The sequence below is a fragment of the Planomonospora sp. ID82291 genome (assembly GCF_015711645.1).
Lineage (GTDB): Bacteria > Actinomycetota > Actinomycetes > Streptosporangiales > Streptosporangiaceae > Planomonospora.
The window spans coordinates 1,281,133-1,297,617 of record NZ_JABTEX010000002.1 but is presented as its reverse complement, the minus strand read 5'-3'; the positions used below and the strand labels follow the sequence as shown (position 1 = coordinate 1,297,617).

Below are 16,485 nucleotides of genomic sequence, written 5' to 3'. Positions count from 1 at the left end.
CGTCACGGCCATACGGATCCCGGTGATTTTGCCATAGTGCATCATCGGCACACCGGCCCGGCCCGCATACCGTCGCAGCATGAGCACCGTCACCCAGGGCGGCCCGTCCCTCCCCCAGGAGCGCCGCGTCGTCACCGAGATCCCCGGCCCGAGGTCCCGCGAGCTGTTCGCGCGCAAGCAGTCGGCCGTCCCGCCGGGCATCGGCACGACGCTGCCGGTCTTCGTGACCCGCGCGGGCGGCGGCGTCGTCGTCGACGCCGACGGCAACTCCCTGATCGACTTCGGCTCGGGCATCGCGGTGACGAGCGTCGGCAACGCCGCGCCGCGCGTGGTGGAGCGGGTGCGGCGGCAGGCCGCGGACTTCACGCACACCTGCTTCATGGTCACGCCGTACGAGTCGTACGTGCAGGTGGCCGAGAGGCTCAACGCGATCACCCCCGGCGACCACGCCAAGCGCACCTTCCTGCTCAACAGCGGCGCCGAGGCCGTGGAGAACGCGGTCAAGGTCGCCCGGCACGCCACCGGCCGCCCGGCGGTCGTCGTGTTCGACCACGGCTACCACGGCCGGACCCTGCTGACGATGTCCCTGACGGCCAAGAACATGCCGTACAAGCACCGCTTCGGCCCGTTCGCCCCCGAGGTGTACCGGGTGCCGCTGGCCTACCCGTTCCGCTGGCCCACGGGTCCGGAGCACTGCGCCGAGGAGGCCGCGGCCCAGGTGATCGACCAGATCGGCACGCAGATCGGCGCGGAGAACGTGGCGGCCGTGCTGATCGAGCCGATCGCCGGCGAGGGCGGCTTCATCGAGCCGGCCAAGGGCTTCCTGCCGCGGATCGCCGAGTACTGCCGGTCAGAAGGCATCGTCCTCATCGCCGACGAGGTGCAGACCGGCTTCGCCCGCACCGGCCACCTGTTCGCCTGCGAGGACGAGGGCATCGTGCCCGACATCATCGTCACCGCCAAGGGCATCGCGGGCGGCCTGCCGCTGGCCGCCGTCACCGGGCGGGCCGAGCTCCTCGACCGGGTGCACGTCGGCGGCCTGGGCGGCACCTACGGCGGCAACCCGCTGGCCTGCGAGGCGGCGCTCGGCGTGCTGGAGACCATCGAGGCCGAGGACCTGGTCGGGAAGGCCCGCCGGATCGGCGAGGTCATGCTGCCCCGTCTGCGGGCCCTCGCCGGGCGCGCCCCGATCGTCGGCGACGTGCGCGGCCGGGGCGCCATGACCGCCATCGAGCTGGTCGTCCCGGGCACGAAGGAGCCGCACCCCACCGCCGCGGCCGAGATCGCCCGGCGCTGCCACGCCGAGGGCCTGCTCGTGCTGACCGCGGGCACCTACGGCAACGTGCTGCGCTTCCTGCCGCCGCTGGTCATGCCCGAGCACCTGCTCCAGGAGGCGCTGGAGATCCTGGAGAAGGCGGTCTGCGAGGTCTGACCGTTTACCACGGTCCAGAAGGGGCATCCGGCTTGACGCCGTGTGCCCCTTTTGTCGTTGCGCCACCCCCGCCGAGGCGGCGATTTAACCGCGGCTTGGGACTGAGCAAAGCGATCACTGAGGGTGGCGGGGCTATAACGGTTGCGACGGGAGACTGCGTGATCAGGACGGGAAGCGCGATGCACTGGAGGCCGACCGCGACGGCACGGCTCATTATGTTCGACCCCGAGGGCCTGACCCCCGCTCAGTGCGAGGGGGACGCCTGCGTGGCCTGCCACAAGAGGTGGCCCCGCCCCAGGGTCCGGATCGGCCGCCTCCCCGACGACGCGATCCTGTTCGCCTGCCCGGACTGCGCGGAGGCGCTGCTCCCCCAGCGGGCGGGCAACGTCTACCCGCTGTCGCGCAGCGTGGCCTTCTCCTGAGGGGGAGCCGCCGCCCGAAGCCGCCGTTGCCGAGAAGAGCCGCCGCGCGAAGCCGCCGCTCCGGAGGGGGAGCCGCCGGAGCGCCGCGGCGGCCGGAGACCCCGGACAAGGCCGGACAAGGGCGGCGCCCTCCCCCGCCGGAGCGGGGAAGGGCACGGGGAGGCGCCGGGCCGGGCTTACTTGGTGAAGCCCACGGCCGTCCAGTCCTTCGGGTCGGCGAAGCCGAAGGCGCCGTAGTTGGCCAGGTTCTTCTTCGTCCCGTAGATGCTCGGTCGCTGGTAGAGCGGGATGGTGTGGACCAGGTCCCAGATCAGCTTGTCGGCCTGGTTGCCCAGCTCGATCGCCTTCTGCGGGTCCATCTCGCTGCTGGCCCGCTCGATCAGGGCGTCGAGCTCGGGGGTGCCGATGCGCGGGAAGTTGCTGCCGTAGTTGTCCGGTCCCGTCGGGGTCTTGTAGACCTGCGGCAGGGAGTTGTTCGGGAACGGCGTGCCCAGCCAGGAGAACGGCACGAGGTCGAAGTTGCCGGGGATGATGTAGTCGTCGAAGAACTTGTCGTCCGGGACCGGGTCGACGGTGACCTTGACGCCGATCTCCTTCAGCATCGCCTGGGTGAGCTCGCCCTCCTGCTTGGCCACGGGCAGCGAGGCCGGGACGGTGAAGCGGAGCGCGAACTCCTTGCCGTCCTTCTTGCGGTACTCGCCCTCCTGCTTCCAGCCGGCGGCCTCCAGCAGCTGCTTGGCCTTCTCGGGGTTGTACTTGCCGACCTCGCCGGAGTTGTCCACGTATCCCTTGTGGGTGTTCATGTACAGGTGGTTGCCGAGCGTCTGGATCGGCCAGTCCATGTCCTTGAGGTCGGAGGCGGCGATCGTCTCGCGGTTGATCCCCATCGCCACGGCCTGGCGGACCGACTTGTCCTTCAGCAGCTCGCTGGAGCCGTTGACGGTGATGTGGCGCCAGTTCGGGGCCGCCGCCTTGCGCACGTCGGTGTTCGCCACCTCCTTGACCCGCTTGAGGCCGGCGGCGTCGCCCGAGACGATCTCGACCGCGTCGAGCTCGCCGTTGACGAAGGCGTTGATCGTCGCACCGGTCTCCATGGCGCGGAAGATCACCTTGTCGAGCTTGGCCTTGCGGCCCCACCACTTGTCGTCGCGGACCAGGGTGACGGTCTTGGTGGTCTCGTTGAGGGACTCGACCTTGAACGGGCCCGCGGTGACCGGGATCTTGCCGACCCAGCCCTTGTTGAAGACCTCGGGGTCGTCGTTGGTGGAGGCCGGATACAGCGGCGCGAACATGTTCTGCCAGTCCGGGTACTGCTTGGCGTAGGTCACCACGACGTCCTTGTCGGTGGCGCCCTTCTCCACCGACTTCATCCGGTCGTAGCCGTCGGTCGTGGAGACCTGGTACTTCTTCTCCTTGCCGTTCAGGGCCTTCCACTGCGCCTGGAAGTCCTTGTAGGTGATCGGCGTCCCGTCCGACCAGGTCGCCTTCTCGTGGATCTTGTAGGTGACGACCTGGGTCCCGTCCTGCAGCTCCATCTTCCACTCGGTGACGTAGTCCGGGTGGTTGACGATCTCGGCCTTGTCGTCGGCGCGGAAGGCGCTCGGCATGAGCGCCTCCATCACCTGGTCGGTGTTGTCGTGGGTGCCGTTGACCTGGTTGTAGTTCCAGTTGGCCTGCCACGAGTCGCTGGCCAGCGTCACGGTGCCGCCGTCGGCGACCTGCTCGTAGGCGACCGGGTTGATGGTGCTGCCCGGAAGCTGCGCGGCGGCCTGCTGGGCCTCCTTGGCGGCCTCGGTCGAGCCGGCCTTGGGCTTGTCGGCGCCGCCGCCGCAGGCGGTGAGGGCCATGGCCAGGAGCGCGGCTCCGGCGACGGCCTTGTGACCAACCTTCATGTGTTCCTCCAACGCAGGGATGTCACGGACGCGGGGCCGCGACGGCCTCGGTGTCCTCGGGGTCCTCAGGCCCTCCGGCGCCCTCGGGGTCTTCGGGGTCCTCGGGGTAGTGGCAGGCGGCGCCGTGGTCGGCGGCCGGCGCGAGCCGGATGACGGCGGGCTCCTCCTCCGCGCACCTGCGCGCCTCCTCCGCGCCCAGCCGGGCGCGCTTGGGGCAGCGGGTGCGGAAGCGACAGCCCGAGGGCGGGTCGGCGGGGCTGGGCAGGTCGCCTTCGAGCAGGATGCGGGTGCGGGAGCGCTCCAGCTCGGGGTCGGGCAGCGGGATCGCCGAGAGCAGCGCCCGCGTGTAGGGGTGGGCCGGCCGGCCGTACACCTCGTCGACCTCGCCGATCTCGGCGATCTTCCCCAGGTACATGACCGCGACCCGGTCGGCGATGTGCCGGACCACCGACAGGTCGTGCGCGACGAACAGGTAGGACAGGCCGAGCCGGTCCTTGAGGTCCTCCAGCAGGTTGATCACACCTGCCTGGATGGAGACGTCCAGCGCCGAGACCGGCTCGTCCAGCACGATCAGCTTCGGCTCCAGCGCCAGCGCGCGGGCGATGCCGATGCGCTGGCGCTGACCGCCGGAGAAGTGCTGCGGGTAGCGTTCGGCGTGCTCGGGCGCCAGTCCCACCAGGGTGAGCAGTTCGGCCACCCTGCTCCTGACGGCCTTGCCGTCCCGGTGGCCGTGCGCGCGCAGCGGCTCGGCGAGGATGTCGCCGACCGGCATGCGGGAGTCGAGCGCGGCCATCGGGTCCTGGAAGACGATCTGCAGGTCCCGGCGGAGCGCCTTGCGCTCGGCCTTGGCGAGTTTCGCGCTGTCCTTGCCGAGCACCACGACCGTGCCGCCCTGCGGAGCCTGGAGCTGCATGATCTGCTGGAGCGTGGTGGTCTTGCCGCAGCCCGACTCCCCCACCAGGGCCAGCGTCTCGCCCTCGCGGACGTCGAAGCTGATCCCGTCCACCGCGTGCACGGTTCCGACCTGCCGCTTGAAGACCGCCCCCTTCATCAGGGGGTAGTGCCGCACGAGGCCGTCCAGTGCGAGCACGGTCTCCCGCTCCTCGCGGGGCCCGCGCTCGACCGCCCCGGCCGGGGGCTCCGGCACCGGGTAGACGTCCGCGCCGCGCAGGTCCTTGAGGTCGATCTCGTGGGCGCGGATGCAGGCCGCCATCCGGCCGCCCGTGCCGATCCGCTCCAGCTCCGGCTCGGCGTCGTCGCACGCGTCGGCCTTGAGCGGGCAGCGCGGCGCAAACGGGCAGCCCGGCGGGAGCGCCGCGGGCGAGGGCGGGTTGCCCTCGATCGGGATCAGCCGCTCGGTCGGGCGGTCCATCCGCGGGATCGAGGCCAGCAGGCCCATCGTGTACGGCTGCCGCGGCCGGTAGTAGATCTCGTCCACGGTGCCCAGCTCGACCGGCTTGCCGGCGTACATCACCAGCACCCGGTCGGCCAGCCCGGCGACCACGCCCAGGTCGTGGGTGATCATGATGATCGACGCGCCGGTCTCCCGCTGCGCGGTCTTGAGCACCTCCAGCACCTGGGCCTGGATGGTCACGTCCAGCGCGGTGGTCGGCTCGTCGCAGATCAGCACGTCGGGGTCGTTGGCGATGGCCATCGCGATCATCGCGCGCTGGCGCATGCCCCCGGAGAACTGGTGCGGGAACGCCTTGGCCCGCTCGTCCGGGTGCGGGATGCCGACCAGGTCGAGCAGTTCCACGGCCCGCTCGGCCGCGACGTCCCTGCCGACCTTCTGGTGCACGCGCACGGCCTCGGCGATCTGGTCGCCGATCGTGTAGACCGGGGTGAACGCCGAGAGCGGGTCCTGGAAGATCATGCCGATGCTCTTGCCGCGGAGCCGGGTCAGCTCCCCCTCCGGCGCGCCGATCAGCTCCCGGCCGTGCAGCTTCACCGAGCCGCTGATCTCGGCCCCCTCCGGGAGCAGGCCCATCACCGCGAGCGAGGTCACCGACTTGCCCGAGCCGGACTCGCCGACGATGCCGAGGATCTCGCCCCGGTCGAGCCGGTAGCTCACGCCGCGCACGGCCTTGACGCCGCCGCGGAAGGTGACGTTGAGGTCGCTGACCTCGAGGACGGGCGCCCCGCGCCCGGTGGTCGGCTCGTTCACTGGTTGCTCCCCGGGTCGAGGGCGTCGCGCAGGCCGTCGCCGACGAGGTTGACGCTGAGGACGAGCAGTACGAGCAGGCCCGCGGGGAAGGCGAAGAGCCACGGGTACCCGATGGCCTTGGCGCTGCCGTCCGCGATGAGCGTGCCGAGCGAGACGTCGGGCGGCTGGATGCCGAAGCCGAAGAACGACAGCGCCGCCTCGCCGATGATCGCCGCGCTGACGTTGAGCGTGGCGTCGATGATCAGAAGTGAGGAGATGTTCGGCACGACGTGCCGAAGGATGATCTTCCAGGCCGGGATCCCCATGTACCGCGCGGCCAGCACGAACTCGCGCTCCCGCAGGGAGAGCGTCATGCTCCGCACCATCCGGGAGGTGATCATCCAGGAGAAGACCGCGAGCAGGACCACGAACCAGAGCCAGGAGCCGCCCTTGAGCCGGGGCGAGATGATCGCGATGATCAGGAAGCTCGGCAGCACGAGCAGCAGGTCCGTCACCCACATCAGGGCCCGGTCCGCCCAGCCGCCGAGGTAGCCGGCGGTCGCGCCGACCAGGGCGGCCAGGCCGGTGGAGACGAGGGCGACGAGGAAGCCGATGATGATCGACTTCTGCATGCCGCGCAGCGTGACCGCGTAGACGTCCTGGCCGATCTGGGTGGTGCCCCACCAGTGGTCGCCCGAGGGCGGCTCCATGAAGGCCAGGAAGTCCTTCTCGGTCCAGTCGTGCGGGCCGAACAGCGGGCCGATGTAGGCGAGCAGCAGGAGCAGGGCCAGCGCCAGCAGGCCGTAGCGGGCCTGCGGGTTGCGCAGCATGCGCTTGAGTACGAGTTTGGAACGCATCTCTAGCTCACCCGCACCCGGGGGTCGATGGCCGACACGATCAGGTCCGACAGGAAGCCGGCGAACAGGACGCAGACCGCGGCGAACAGGCTCACCGCGGCGACCGAGTTGACGTCGTGGCTCTGGATCGACTCGACCAGCCAGGCGCCCATGCCGTGCCAGCCGAAGATCTTCTCGGTGAAGACCGCGCCGGTCAGCATCGTGCCGAACGAGAAGGCGAAGTAGGTCGCGACCGGGACCAGCGAGGTCCGCAGCGCGTGCTTGAACAGCGCGTCCCTGCGGCTGAGCCCCTTGGCGCGGGCGGTGCGGATGAAGTCCTGGCCCAGCACGTCGAGCATCATGTTCCGCTGGATCCGGCTGTAGTAGGCGATCTGTCCGAGGCTCAGCGAGATCGTCGGCAGGATCAGGTGGTTGAGCCGGCTGGTGACCTGGTCCCAGCCGCTCAGCGCCGGGTTGTACTCGCCGGTGTACTCCAGGAGGCTGAAGCCCAGCGCGTCGTTGAGCCCGGCGGCGGCGATGGTGAGGAGGGTGGCGAGCACGAAGACGGGGATCGCCATGATGACGAAGGCGCCCACCCCGATCAGCCGGTCGCTGATCCTGTACTGCTTGACCGCGGCGTAGGCGCCGACGCTCACCCCGACGGCCGCTCCGACGAGCGTGCCGATGAACAGCAGCCGCAGGCTCACTCCGACCCGGCGGCCCAGTTCCGCGTTGACGGGCTTGCCGTCCCAGGTCCTGCCCAGGTCGCCGGTGGCGACTCCGGAGACCCAGGTGACGTAGCGCTGGAAGACCGGCGTCTTGTCGTTGAGGTTGTACTGCTCCAGCGTGGCGTCGACGACGGCCTCCGCCACCGGCGGTTGGCGGCCCTCGTACTTGAATCTCGGGTTCAGGCTCGTCGCGGCCAGGAAGTACGCCATGCTCGCGGCGATCGCCACCAGCAGGACATTGCTGATCAGCCGTCTGAACAGGTAGACGCCCATCGTCCTCCCCTCGGATGTCGCGCGAGTGCGAAGGGCGCCATGGCGGAGCCGTGTCCAGGCATGCCGAAATTCCCGTTAACGCACACTTAATCCCGGTTTAAGAGATTTAGGCCGAGATAAGCGAAACGATACCGGTACATAGATAACGGGTTGAGCTACCCGGATAACGATAGGAAATAGGTATGTCCACTTCTTGTAACATATGTCTTGATTTTGTGACATAAGCGCTGTCAAAGGGAGAGACGCGAACGGCGAGCGCCGCCGTCGGCGGCGGCCCGGCCGCTCCTCCCCCGGCATGACGAGAGGGCGGCTCCCGGAATCCGGGAGCCGCCCTCTCGCCAGTCGGACGGGACGGGGTCAGGTGTCGGTCGGGGCGGGCCGCGGTCAGGCGGAGAGCAGCACCTCGCGGTCCTCGTCGGGCTCGCGGAGCCGCTCGACCCCGGTCTGGTCGCGCATCCCCCACGGCGAGCCGTAGGCGTTGAGCAGCTCCAGGAACGGCACCGCGTCGAACGCCTCCGGTCCCAGCACGCCGGCCCCCGACCACACGCCGGTGGCCAGCAGCTCCAGCGCGACCACGGGGTGCACGGCCGTCTGCCAGACCACGGCCTGGCAGCCGTACTCGCTCATGGACCACGCGTTGTCGACCACGTGGTACAGGTAGACCTCGCGCGGCTCGCCGTCCTTGCCGACGCCCTTCACCCAGGTGCCGGCGCAGGTCTTGCCGCGCATCCGGTCGCCGAGGGTGGCCGGGTCGGGCAGCCGGGCCGCGACCACGTCGCGCGGCGAGGCCTCGACCCCGCCGACCTTGATCTTGTCGGCGCTGTCCAGGCCGAGCTTGCGCAGGGTCTTCAGCACGCCGATGAACTCTTCGCCGAGGCCGTACTTGAACGTCACCCGCCGGGCGTCGATCCAGCGCGGCACGAGCAGGACCTCCTCGTGCTCGACGTTCACGCACTCGACGGGGCCGATGCCCTCCGGGAAGTCGAACACCTCCGGTTCGCTGAACGGCTCGGTGGTGCGCCAGCCGCCGTCCTCCCAGACCACCGGCGGGTTGAGGCACTCCTCGATGGTCGTCCAGATGGAGAAGGTCGGCGCGAAGTCGTAGCCGTCCACCACCAGGTTCGACCCGTCGCGGACGCCGATCTCGTCGATGCCGGAGAACAGGTGGTCAGCGGCGTAGCGGGCGAAGACGTCGGCCAGGCCCGGCTCCACCCCCATGCCCACCAGCGCCAGGGAGCCCTTGGCCCGCCACGCGCCGTCGAGGGCGAACTGCTCGTCGCCCAGCTTCACGCCCGGCAGTTCGTACGGCCGGAGCGGATGGGGACGCGACAGCGACATCGCCATGTCCAGGTAGTGGGCGCCGGTGTTCAGCGCGGCCCGGAACAGCGGCATGGTGAAACGCGGGTCCACCGCGTTGAAGAGCACGTCGCAGCGGTGCTCGGTGAGGGCGGCCTCGACCGCCCCCTGGTCGGAGGCGTCCAGCGCGATGGCGCTGAAACGCGGGTCTCCGATCTTGGCCACGGCCTCGGTGGCCCGGCTCTGTTTAGAGTCCGCCACCACGATGTGTTCGAAGAAATCTCGGCGCGCGGCGATCGGGACGACGGCGGAGCCGACGCCGCCGGCCCCCACAAGAAGGATCCTCATGGCGGGACTCTATCCACTGACTGGTCGACCAGTCGATAGCGGAGACGGAGTTTCCCCACCGGATCCACGGCCGAAAACGGTGATCACCGCGAAAACCGTCGCGGTCCGGAACGGGGAACGGGGCGCCCCGGTGCCGGGGGAAGCACCGGAGCGCCCCTGGAGCAGGCGCGCCCGACGGGGGACCGGACGGCGCCCGCGGCTCGTCGACCGCCGGTGGGGAGGCCTCCGCCTACTTCACCAGGGCCTTCCACCGGCTCGCCCAATCGGCGTAGTCGGTGCATTCCCCGCCCGCGCCACCGCAATCCCGCGATGGGCGAACGGCAAAGAAGACCCCTTCCGGCCGCTTCCCGTCCCGGGCCCCGTACACCTCGCAGACGCGGCGGGCGCGGCCCGTGCAGGCTCCGGGGTTGGCCGGGGCCAGCCCGGTCCAGGCGGCGGCCCACCGCTGCGCCTCGGCCGAGGCGACCCAGTCGAGCCACCTGTAGGCGCAGTTCGGGCTCGCGGCGGTGGCGGAGATCATCCAGGAGTCGGCCCAGCCGGTCGCCGGCGCCGTGCCGAAGGTCTCCAGCGGTCTGCCCGCGCGCTCGAAGAGGTCGGCGTGGTACGGCCACGCCTGGGCCAGGCGCACCGATCCGCTCGCCATCGCCCGCACCACCTCGACCGGGTCGTTCCAGTAGACCCGGTCCGGTCCGTCCCGCTCGGCGAGCAGCCCGGCCGCCGCGTCGAGCTGGGCCGGGGTGAGCCGGAACGGATCGGACACGCCCAGATCGCGTCCGGTCCCGGCGAGCGCCAGCGCGGCGTCGGCGATGCTCAGCGGATCGTTCCTGATCGCCACGGGACCGGCCGTGTAGAGGTCGCCGGGGCCGCCGTAGCCGCCGTCCCGGGCGCCGTCGCGGGAACCGCCGTGGACGACCCGGTTGACCCCCCACAGGTAGGGGACGCCGTAGACCGCGTCCTTCCACCGCAACGCGGGCAGCTCGCGCAGCCACCCGGGGATGTCGTCGTACGCCTTGATCAGGGAGGTGTCCACCGGCGCGACGCCGCCCGCGGCCATCAGCGTCCCGGCCAGCTCCGGCGGAGGCGAGACGACGTCGTAGGAGCCGCCCTCGAACCGGGCGGCCATCTCCTCGCCCGTCCGCACCCGGTCCAGCGCCACGACCCGGCATCCGGTCCGCTCCTCGTACGGCGTGACCCAGTCGACCTTCGTGCTCGTCCCGCCGTACTCGACGCGGCCCTGCAGCGCCAGCACGCGCAGGGTCCCCTCCGACGCTCCGATCGAGGCCGAGGGAGAGGAGGAGGGAGAGGAGGAGGGACGCGTGGCCGGTGAGCCGGTGGCCGTCGCCGTGGACGCCGCAGTGGCCGTCGCCGTGGACACCGCGCCTACGGGGAGGCCCGCTGGGACGTCCACCGTGGCCGGCGCCGGTCCCGCCGCGAGCCGGACGGCCGGCGACCCCGTGCCGGCGCAGGCCGCGAGCACCAGGACACCCGTGCCCGCCACGCCCGCCAGCCTCGTACGGCGGAGCCGGTCCCTACCCACGCTGCCCCCTTGAACGCCCCTTGAACGCACCACTGCCGACCTGCTCGGAGCCTACCGGCCGCGACGCTCCCCGCGGGGCCCGGCGACCGTACGGCCCGCCCCGCGGCCGGACGCGGAGGCGGGGACCGGCGGCGGGGCGGCCGCCACCGCGGCCACCACCACGGCCACGGCCGTGACAGCGGCGGTGACAGCGGCGCTCCGGGGACTACGCGGAGGTCGGGAAGCCGAGGTCGACCCCGCCGTGGCTCGGGTCGAGCCAGCGCGAGGTGACGACCTTGCCCCGGGTGTAGAAGTGCACCCCCTCGGTGCCGTGGACGTGCGTGTCCCCGAAGAGCGATGCCTTCCAGCCGCCGAAGCTGTAGAACGCCATCGGCACCGGGATCGGCACGTTGATGCCGACCATCCCGACCTCCACCTCGTTCTGGAAGCGCCGGGCGGCGCCGCCGTCGTTGGTGAAGATCGCGGTGCCGTTGCCGTACTCGCCACCGTTGATCAGCGCCAGGCCCTCCTCGTAGGAGGAGACCCGCACCACCGCCAGGACCGGGCCGAAGATCTCCTCGGTGTGCACCCGGGAGCCCGGCGGGACGCGGTCGAACACGGTGGGCCCGAGCCAGAACCCGGGGGTCTCGGCCGCTGCGCCGCCGCCGAGGACCGGGGTCAGCCTGCCGTCCACCACCAGTTCCGCCCCCTCGGCGACCCCCGTCTCCAGGTAGGAGACCACCGTGTCGCGGTGGGCGGCGGTGATCAGGGGGCCCATCTCCGAGCGGGGGTCGTCGCCGGGGCCGACGGTCAGCTTCTCCACCCGGGAGACGATCTTCTCCACGAGCTCGTCGCCGACCGGGTCCACCGCCAGCACGACGGAGATCGCCATGCAGCGCTCCCCCGCCGAGCCGAAGCCCGCCGAGACCGCGGAGTCCGCGACGAGGTCGAGGTCGGCGTCGGGCAGGACCAGCATGTGGTTCTTGGCCCCGCCGAGCGCCTGGACCCGCTTGCCGGCCGCGGTCCCGGTCGCGTAGACGTGGCGGGCGACCGGGGTCGAGCCGACGAACGAGACGGCCTTGACGTCCGGGTGCTCCAGCAGCCGGTCCACCGCCTCCTTGTCGCCCTGGACCACGTTGAAGACCCCGTCCGGCAGCCCCGCCTCCGCCCAGAGCCGGGCCAGCAGCAGCGCGGCCGACGGATCCCGCTCCGAAGGCTTGAGCACGAACGTGTTGCCGCAGGCGATCGCGACGGGGAACATCCACATCGGGACCATGGCCGGGAAGTTGAACGGGGTGATCCCGGCGACCACGCCCAGCGGCTGGCGGATCGAGTAGGAGTCGACCCGCGTGGAGACGCCCTCGGAGAACCCGCCCTTGAGCAGGTGCGGGACGCCGCAGGCGAACTCCACGACCTCCAGCCCCCGGGCGACCTCGCCCAGCGCGTCGGAGCGGACCTTGCCGTGCTCGGCGCTGATGAGCGCCGCGAGCTCGTCCGCGTGCGCGCTGACCCGTTCCCGGAAGCGGAACAGCACCTGCGCCCGCTTGACCGGCGAGGTGTCCCGCCAGCCGGGGTGGGCCGCCGCGGCGGCGGCCACGGCCGCGTCGACCTCGGCGGCCGAGGCGAGCCGTACCCGCCCGGCCACCCCGCCCCCGACCGGGTCGAAGATCTCCGCCGTACGGCCGGCGCCCTCGACGGCGGTTCCGTTGATCCAGTGGGTGACGTTCTTCACGATCCCGTGCCTCCTGCGCGCTCCGCGGCCTCCGCGGCCTCCGCGCCGACGGTCTCGAGCGCGGCGACGATGATCCCGAGCCCTTCGGCGGCCTCCTCCGCCGTCAGGGTGAGCGGCGGGGCCATGCGCAGCACGTTGCCGTACAGACCGCCCTTGCCCGCGAGCAGGCCCGCCTTCCTGGTCTCCTCCATGAACCGGGCCGCGAGCTCCGGAGCAGGCGCGCCGGTGGACGGGTCGACCAGCTCGACGGCGAACATCAGGCCCTTGCCGCGCACGTCCCCGACGATCGGCAGGCGGGTCGCGGCCGCGCGCAGGCCGTCGATGATCAGCGTGCCGGTCCGGGCCGCGTTCGCCTGCAGGTCGTGGTCGAGCACGTAGTCGAGGGTGGCGTTGGCCGCGGCCATCGAGATCGGGTTGCCGCCGAAGGTGGCCAGGCCGGTCGCGTGCAGGGCGTCCATCAGCTCGCCGCGGGCCACGACGCCGCCCACCGCGAAGCCGTTGCCGAGGCCCTTGGCGAAGGTCATCATGTCCGGCGTGACGCCGTGGTCCTGGATGCCGAAGAACGCCGAGCCGGTACGGCCCCAGCCGGTCTGCACCTCGTCGGAGATGAACAGGATCCCCTCGGCGTCCAGCACCTCCTTGTAGGCCGCGAACAACCCGTCGGGCGCCATGGTGAACCCGCCCACCCCCTGGATCGGCTCGGCGATCAGCGCCGCGACGTCGCCGGCGGCGGCGGTGGCGAGCACGTGGCGCAGGTCCTCGACGCAGGCGGCGATGTAGTCGGCGTCCGCCATGCCGCGGAACCGGGCGAGGTGCCGGTCCGTGCCGTGCAGGAAGTGCACGTTCAGCGGCGAGAGGGAGTTGTTCTTCCACGCCCGGTTGCCCGTCACGCCGATCGTGCCGAAGCTGCGGCCGTGGTAGCTCTGGCGCATGGCGAGCACCTGGTCGGACCGGCGCGCGTAGGTGGCCAGCAGCAGCGCCGTCTCGTTGGCCTCGGTGCCGGAGTTGGTGAAGAAGACCTTCGCGTTCTCGATGCCGGAGAGCCGGGCGATCTTCTCGGCCAGCTCGACCTGGCCGCGGAGCAGGTAGACGGTGGAGGTGTGCACCACGCCGGTGGCGAGCTGCCGCTCGACGGCCTCGCGCACCTCGGGCACGTCGTAGCCGATCATGTTGGTCAGGATGCCCGCGAAGAAGTCCAGGTAGGTCTTCCCCGAGGCGTCGACGACCCGGTTGCCCTTGCCGCCGACGATCTCGATGGGCTCGTTGTAGTAGAGGGCCAGCCAGTTGGGCATGACCGCCCGGTGACGCGCGAGAAGGTCCGACATGCATCGAGTATCCCGGGCCCGGGCCGCCGCTCCTACCGGCAGACTGTCGGGGAAATCACCGCCGGCCCGTCAGGATGTAAACCCCTCTCCGCTCCTCTTCACCGGGTTCCCGCCGTGTTCTCCGCGTTCTCCGCGTTCTCCGCGCTCTCTGTCGTCCTCTGCGTCGTATCCGCTTCCTCCGCCTCTTCCGCTCCGGCGGTCGGCCGCGGCGCGGAACGGATCACCGCCAGGGCCAGGACCGCCGCCGCGACGCAGAAGCCGACGCCCACCCAGGAGCCGAAGGACATGGCCGCGACGAACGCCTCCCGCGCGGTCCCCATCAGCGCCGGGTCTCCCAGCAGGTCGGCGCCCGCGATGGACTCGCGCGCGACCGCCGGCGCCCCGGCGGGCATCGACGAGGTGTAGACCCCGGCGAGCACGCTGCCGAGCACGGCGACGCTCAGCGCCATCCCGACCTGCTGGACGGTGTCGTTCAGCGCCGAGCCGACCCCCGCGTGGGCGGGCGGCACCGCGCCCATCAGCGTCGCGTAGGCCGCCGGTCCCGCGAGGCCGCCGCCGATCCCCATGACCATCAGGCCGGTGATCAGCATGCCGTACCCGCCGTCGGCGGTCAGGAAGGCGAGCACGCCGAAGCCGAGGCCCATGACGCCCAGGCCCGCCGCGATGAGCGTCCGGTTGCCGACCTTCTGCCCCAGCCCGGCGCCGACCGCGTTGAACAGCGCCGCGGCCACCGCGTACGGCAGCAGCGCCAGGCCCGCCTTCATCGGGTCGTAGTCCAGCACGAACTGCAGGTACTGGGTGAGCATCAGCAGCAGCGCGCCCGTGCCGAACGACATCAGCACGATCGAGAACGACGCCCCGCTGAAGTTCCGGTCGCGGAAGAGCTCCAGCGGCAGCATGGGGTGGTCGGAGCGGCGCTCCCAGAGCACGAAGGCGCCGAGCGCCAGCACGGCCAGCGCCGCGGCGGCCGGCACCGGACCGCCGGTCGGCCCCTCGGACGGCAGGGAGATGACCACGAAGACCAGCGCGCTCATGCCCGCGGTGGACAGCACCACCCCGGCCGGGTCGAGCCGCCGCGCCGGGCCGCGCGACTCGGGCATCAGCACGACCGCCGCCGCGACGGCCACCACCGCGACGGGCACGTTGAGCAGGAAGACCGACCCCCACCAGTAGTGCTCCAGCAGGAAGCCGCCCAGCGTGGGACCCGCGATCACGCCGACCATCGCCACCGCGCTCCACGCCGCGATGGCCGTGCGGCGCTCTCCCTCGTCGAAGACGGTGATCAGGATCGACAGCGTGCTCGGCATCAGGATGGAGCCGCCGACGCCCATCAGCGCGCGGGCGGCGATGAGCTGCCAGGGCTCGGTGACCGCCACGGCGGCCAGCGAGGCCCCGCCGAACAGGATCAGGCCGATGATCAGGAAGCGTTTGCGGCCGTACCGGTCGGACAGGCTGCCCGCGGTGAGCAGCAGGCCGGCGAAGACCAGGATGTAGGCGTCCAGGATCCACTGGACGTCCGCCGGTCCCGCGCCGAGGTCGGTCATCAGGGACGGGATCGCCAGGTTCAGGACGGTGTTGTCCACGACCAGGACCAGCAGGCTCAGGCACAGGACCCCGAGGATCCACCAGCGCCGCGGATCACGTTCTTCTCGTACAGTGTGCGATTTCACTCGCACACTGTACGACGAGACTCGTACGGCGTGCGAGTCCGTTTATGCTGGAGGGATGCAGCAGCCCTTCGACTCGGTCTGGACCCGCGAACCCCGGGCCTCCAGGAGTTCGACGCTCAGCCGCGAGCAGATCGTCCGCACCGCCGTGGAACTGCTCGACGCCGAGGGCGTGGACGCGCTGAGCATGCGCCGCCTGGGCGCGAAGCTCGGCTCGGGGGCCACCAGCATCTACTGGCACGTGGCCCACAAGGACGAGCTGCTCGAACTCGTCATGGATGAGGTCTACGGCGAGATCACGCTGCCCGACCCCGCGGTCGTCGGCTGGCAGGACGCCGTCACGGTCTTCGCGTACGGCCTGCGCGACGCCCTCCGCAAGCACCCCTGGGCCGCCTCCCTCCTCAGCACCCGGCCGTCCCTCGGCCCCAACGCGATGCGCCTGCTCGCCCGCATGACGACCGCCTTCGAACAGGCCGGCTTCACCGGCCTGGAACTGGACTACGCGAGCGCCGCCCTGCTCTCCTACGTCCTCGGCGCGACCGCGCCCGAGATCGCCTGGCAGGCCGTGATCGACCGCTCGGGGCTCGACGGCGAGGAACTGGTGACCGCGGTGCACGAGACGGTGCGCCGGGCGGCCCGCGACCACCCCGGCCTCGTCAGCCGCCACGAGCAGTACCGCGACCTCGACATGGACGTCACCCGCGCGATCAGCTTCGACTTCGGCCTCACCTGCCTGATCGGCGGGATGAAGGCCCGGCTGGCGCGCGACGCCGCGCCTTTCACCGAGGCCCACGACGCCGCGCCTTTCACCGACGCCGACAGAGAGCAGTGAACACAACGTAAAACGACGAGTGACCATATTTACACATTGATCG

12 protein-coding genes are annotated in these 16,485 nt (G+C 71.2%); 3 read left to right on the top strand and 9 right to left on the bottom strand.

Annotated features, from left to right (window positions below; genetic code table 11):
• Positions 1 to 79 precede the first annotated feature (79 nt).
• On the top strand, positions 80 to 1,432 hold the full coding sequence (gene gabT, locus HS045_RS16740) for a 4-aminobutyrate--2-oxoglutarate transaminase (RefSeq protein WP_196452261.1): 1,353 nt from the start codon (positions 80 to 82) through the stop codon (positions 1,430 to 1,432).
• A gap of 215 nt (positions 1,433 to 1,647) precedes the next feature.
• Complete coding sequence (locus HS045_RS16735; RefSeq protein WP_230884068.1) at positions 1,648 to 1,854, top strand: hypothetical protein; 207 nt, start codon at positions 1,648 to 1,650, stop codon at positions 1,852 to 1,854.
• A gap of 176 nt (positions 1,855 to 2,030) precedes the next feature.
• On the opposite strand, the gene HS045_RS16730 is transcribed toward HS045_RS16735, so the two are convergent.
• From HS045_RS16730 to HS045_RS16690, 9 genes are all read right to left on the bottom strand, one after another.
• Positions 2,031 to 3,746 (bottom strand): ABC transporter family substrate-binding protein, encoded by a 1,716-nt coding sequence (locus tag HS045_RS16730; protein ID WP_196452260.1) that lies wholly within the window; start codon positions 3,744 to 3,746, stop codon positions 2,031 to 2,033.
• 22 nt (positions 3,747 to 3,768) lie between these two features.
• Complete coding sequence (locus HS045_RS16725) at positions 3,769 to 5,910, bottom strand: ABC transporter ATP-binding protein (protein ID WP_196452259.1); 2,142 nt, start codon at positions 5,908 to 5,910, stop codon at positions 3,769 to 3,771.
• Positions 5,907 to 6,746: an ABC transporter permease gene (locus HS045_RS16720; protein ID WP_196452258.1), complete on the bottom strand. Its 840-nt coding sequence runs from the start codon at positions 6,744 to 6,746 to the stop codon at positions 5,907 to 5,909. The genes HS045_RS16725 and HS045_RS16720 overlap by 4 nt, the downstream gene beginning before the upstream one ends.
• A gap of 2 nt (positions 6,747 to 6,748) precedes the next feature.
• Positions 6,749 to 7,726 (bottom strand): ABC transporter permease, encoded by a 978-nt coding sequence (locus tag HS045_RS16715; RefSeq protein WP_196452257.1) that lies wholly within the window; start codon positions 7,724 to 7,726, stop codon positions 6,749 to 6,751.
• A 384-nt stretch (positions 7,727 to 8,110) separates the two neighbouring features.
• A complete protein-coding gene (locus HS045_RS16710) occupies positions 8,111 to 9,370 on the bottom strand; it encodes a saccharopine dehydrogenase family protein (protein WP_196452256.1) in 1,260 nt (419 codons plus the stop codon).
• Positions 9,371 to 9,599: 229 nt separating this feature from the next.
• Positions 9,600 to 10,907 carry an extracellular solute-binding protein gene (locus HS045_RS36175; RefSeq protein WP_196452255.1) on the bottom strand — a complete coding sequence of 436 codons (1,308 nt, stop codon included), beginning with the start codon at positions 10,905 to 10,907 and terminating at the stop codon, positions 9,600 to 9,602.
• 205 nt (positions 10,908 to 11,112) lie between these two features.
• Positions 11,113 to 12,621 carry a CoA-acylating methylmalonate-semialdehyde dehydrogenase gene (locus HS045_RS16700; protein WP_307827603.1) on the bottom strand — a complete coding sequence of 503 codons (1,509 nt, stop codon included), beginning with the start codon at positions 12,619 to 12,621 and terminating at the stop codon, positions 11,113 to 11,115.
• The gene (locus HS045_RS16695; RefSeq protein ID WP_196452253.1) at positions 12,615 to 13,943 is read right to left on the bottom strand and encodes an aspartate aminotransferase family protein; all 1,329 of its coding nucleotides are present in this window, start codon (positions 13,941 to 13,943) and stop codon (positions 12,615 to 12,617) included. The genes HS045_RS16700 and HS045_RS16695 overlap by 7 nt, the downstream gene beginning before the upstream one ends.
• A gap of 98 nt (positions 13,944 to 14,041) precedes the next feature.
• The gene (locus HS045_RS16690; protein WP_196452252.1) at positions 14,042 to 15,613 is read right to left on the bottom strand and encodes an MFS transporter; all 1,572 of its coding nucleotides are present in this window, start codon (positions 15,611 to 15,613) and stop codon (positions 14,042 to 14,044) included.
• Positions 15,614 to 15,668: 55 nt separating this feature from the next.
• Between HS045_RS16690 and HS045_RS16685 the strand changes: the two genes are divergently transcribed.
• Entirely contained in the window at positions 15,669 to 16,442 is a 774-nt protein-coding gene (locus HS045_RS16685; protein ID WP_196452251.1) for a TetR/AcrR family transcriptional regulator C-terminal domain-containing protein, read from the top strand.
• Positions 16,443 to 16,485 lie beyond the last annotated feature (43 nt).

Coding starts and splice junctions, on each gene's coding strand:
- gabT (WP_196452261.1), top strand. CDS start 80: ATGAGCACCGTCACCCAGGGCGGCCCGTCCCTCCCCCAGGAGCGCCGC.
- HS045_RS16735 (WP_230884068.1), top strand. CDS start 1,648: ATGTTCGACCCCGAGGGCCTGACCCCCGCTCAGTGCGAGGGGGACGCC.
- HS045_RS16730 (WP_196452260.1), bottom strand. CDS start 3,746: ATGAAGGTTGGTCACAAGGCCGTCGCCGGAGCCGCGCTCCTGGCCATG.
- HS045_RS16720 (WP_196452258.1), bottom strand. CDS start 6,746: ATGCGTTCCAAACTCGTACTCAAGCGCATGCTGCGCAACCCGCAGGCC.
- HS045_RS16715 (WP_196452257.1), bottom strand. CDS start 7,726: ATGGGCGTCTACCTGTTCAGACGGCTGATCAGCAATGTCCTGCTGGTG.
- HS045_RS16710 (WP_196452256.1), bottom strand. CDS start 9,370: ATGAGGATCCTTCTTGTGGGGGCCGGCGGCGTCGGCTCCGCCGTCGTC.
- HS045_RS16695 (WP_196452253.1), bottom strand. CDS start 13,943: ATGTCGGACCTTCTCGCGCGTCACCGGGCGGTCATGCCCAACTGGCTG.
- HS045_RS16685 (WP_196452251.1), top strand. CDS start 15,669: ATGCAGCAGCCCTTCGACTCGGTCTGGACCCGCGAACCCCGGGCCTCC.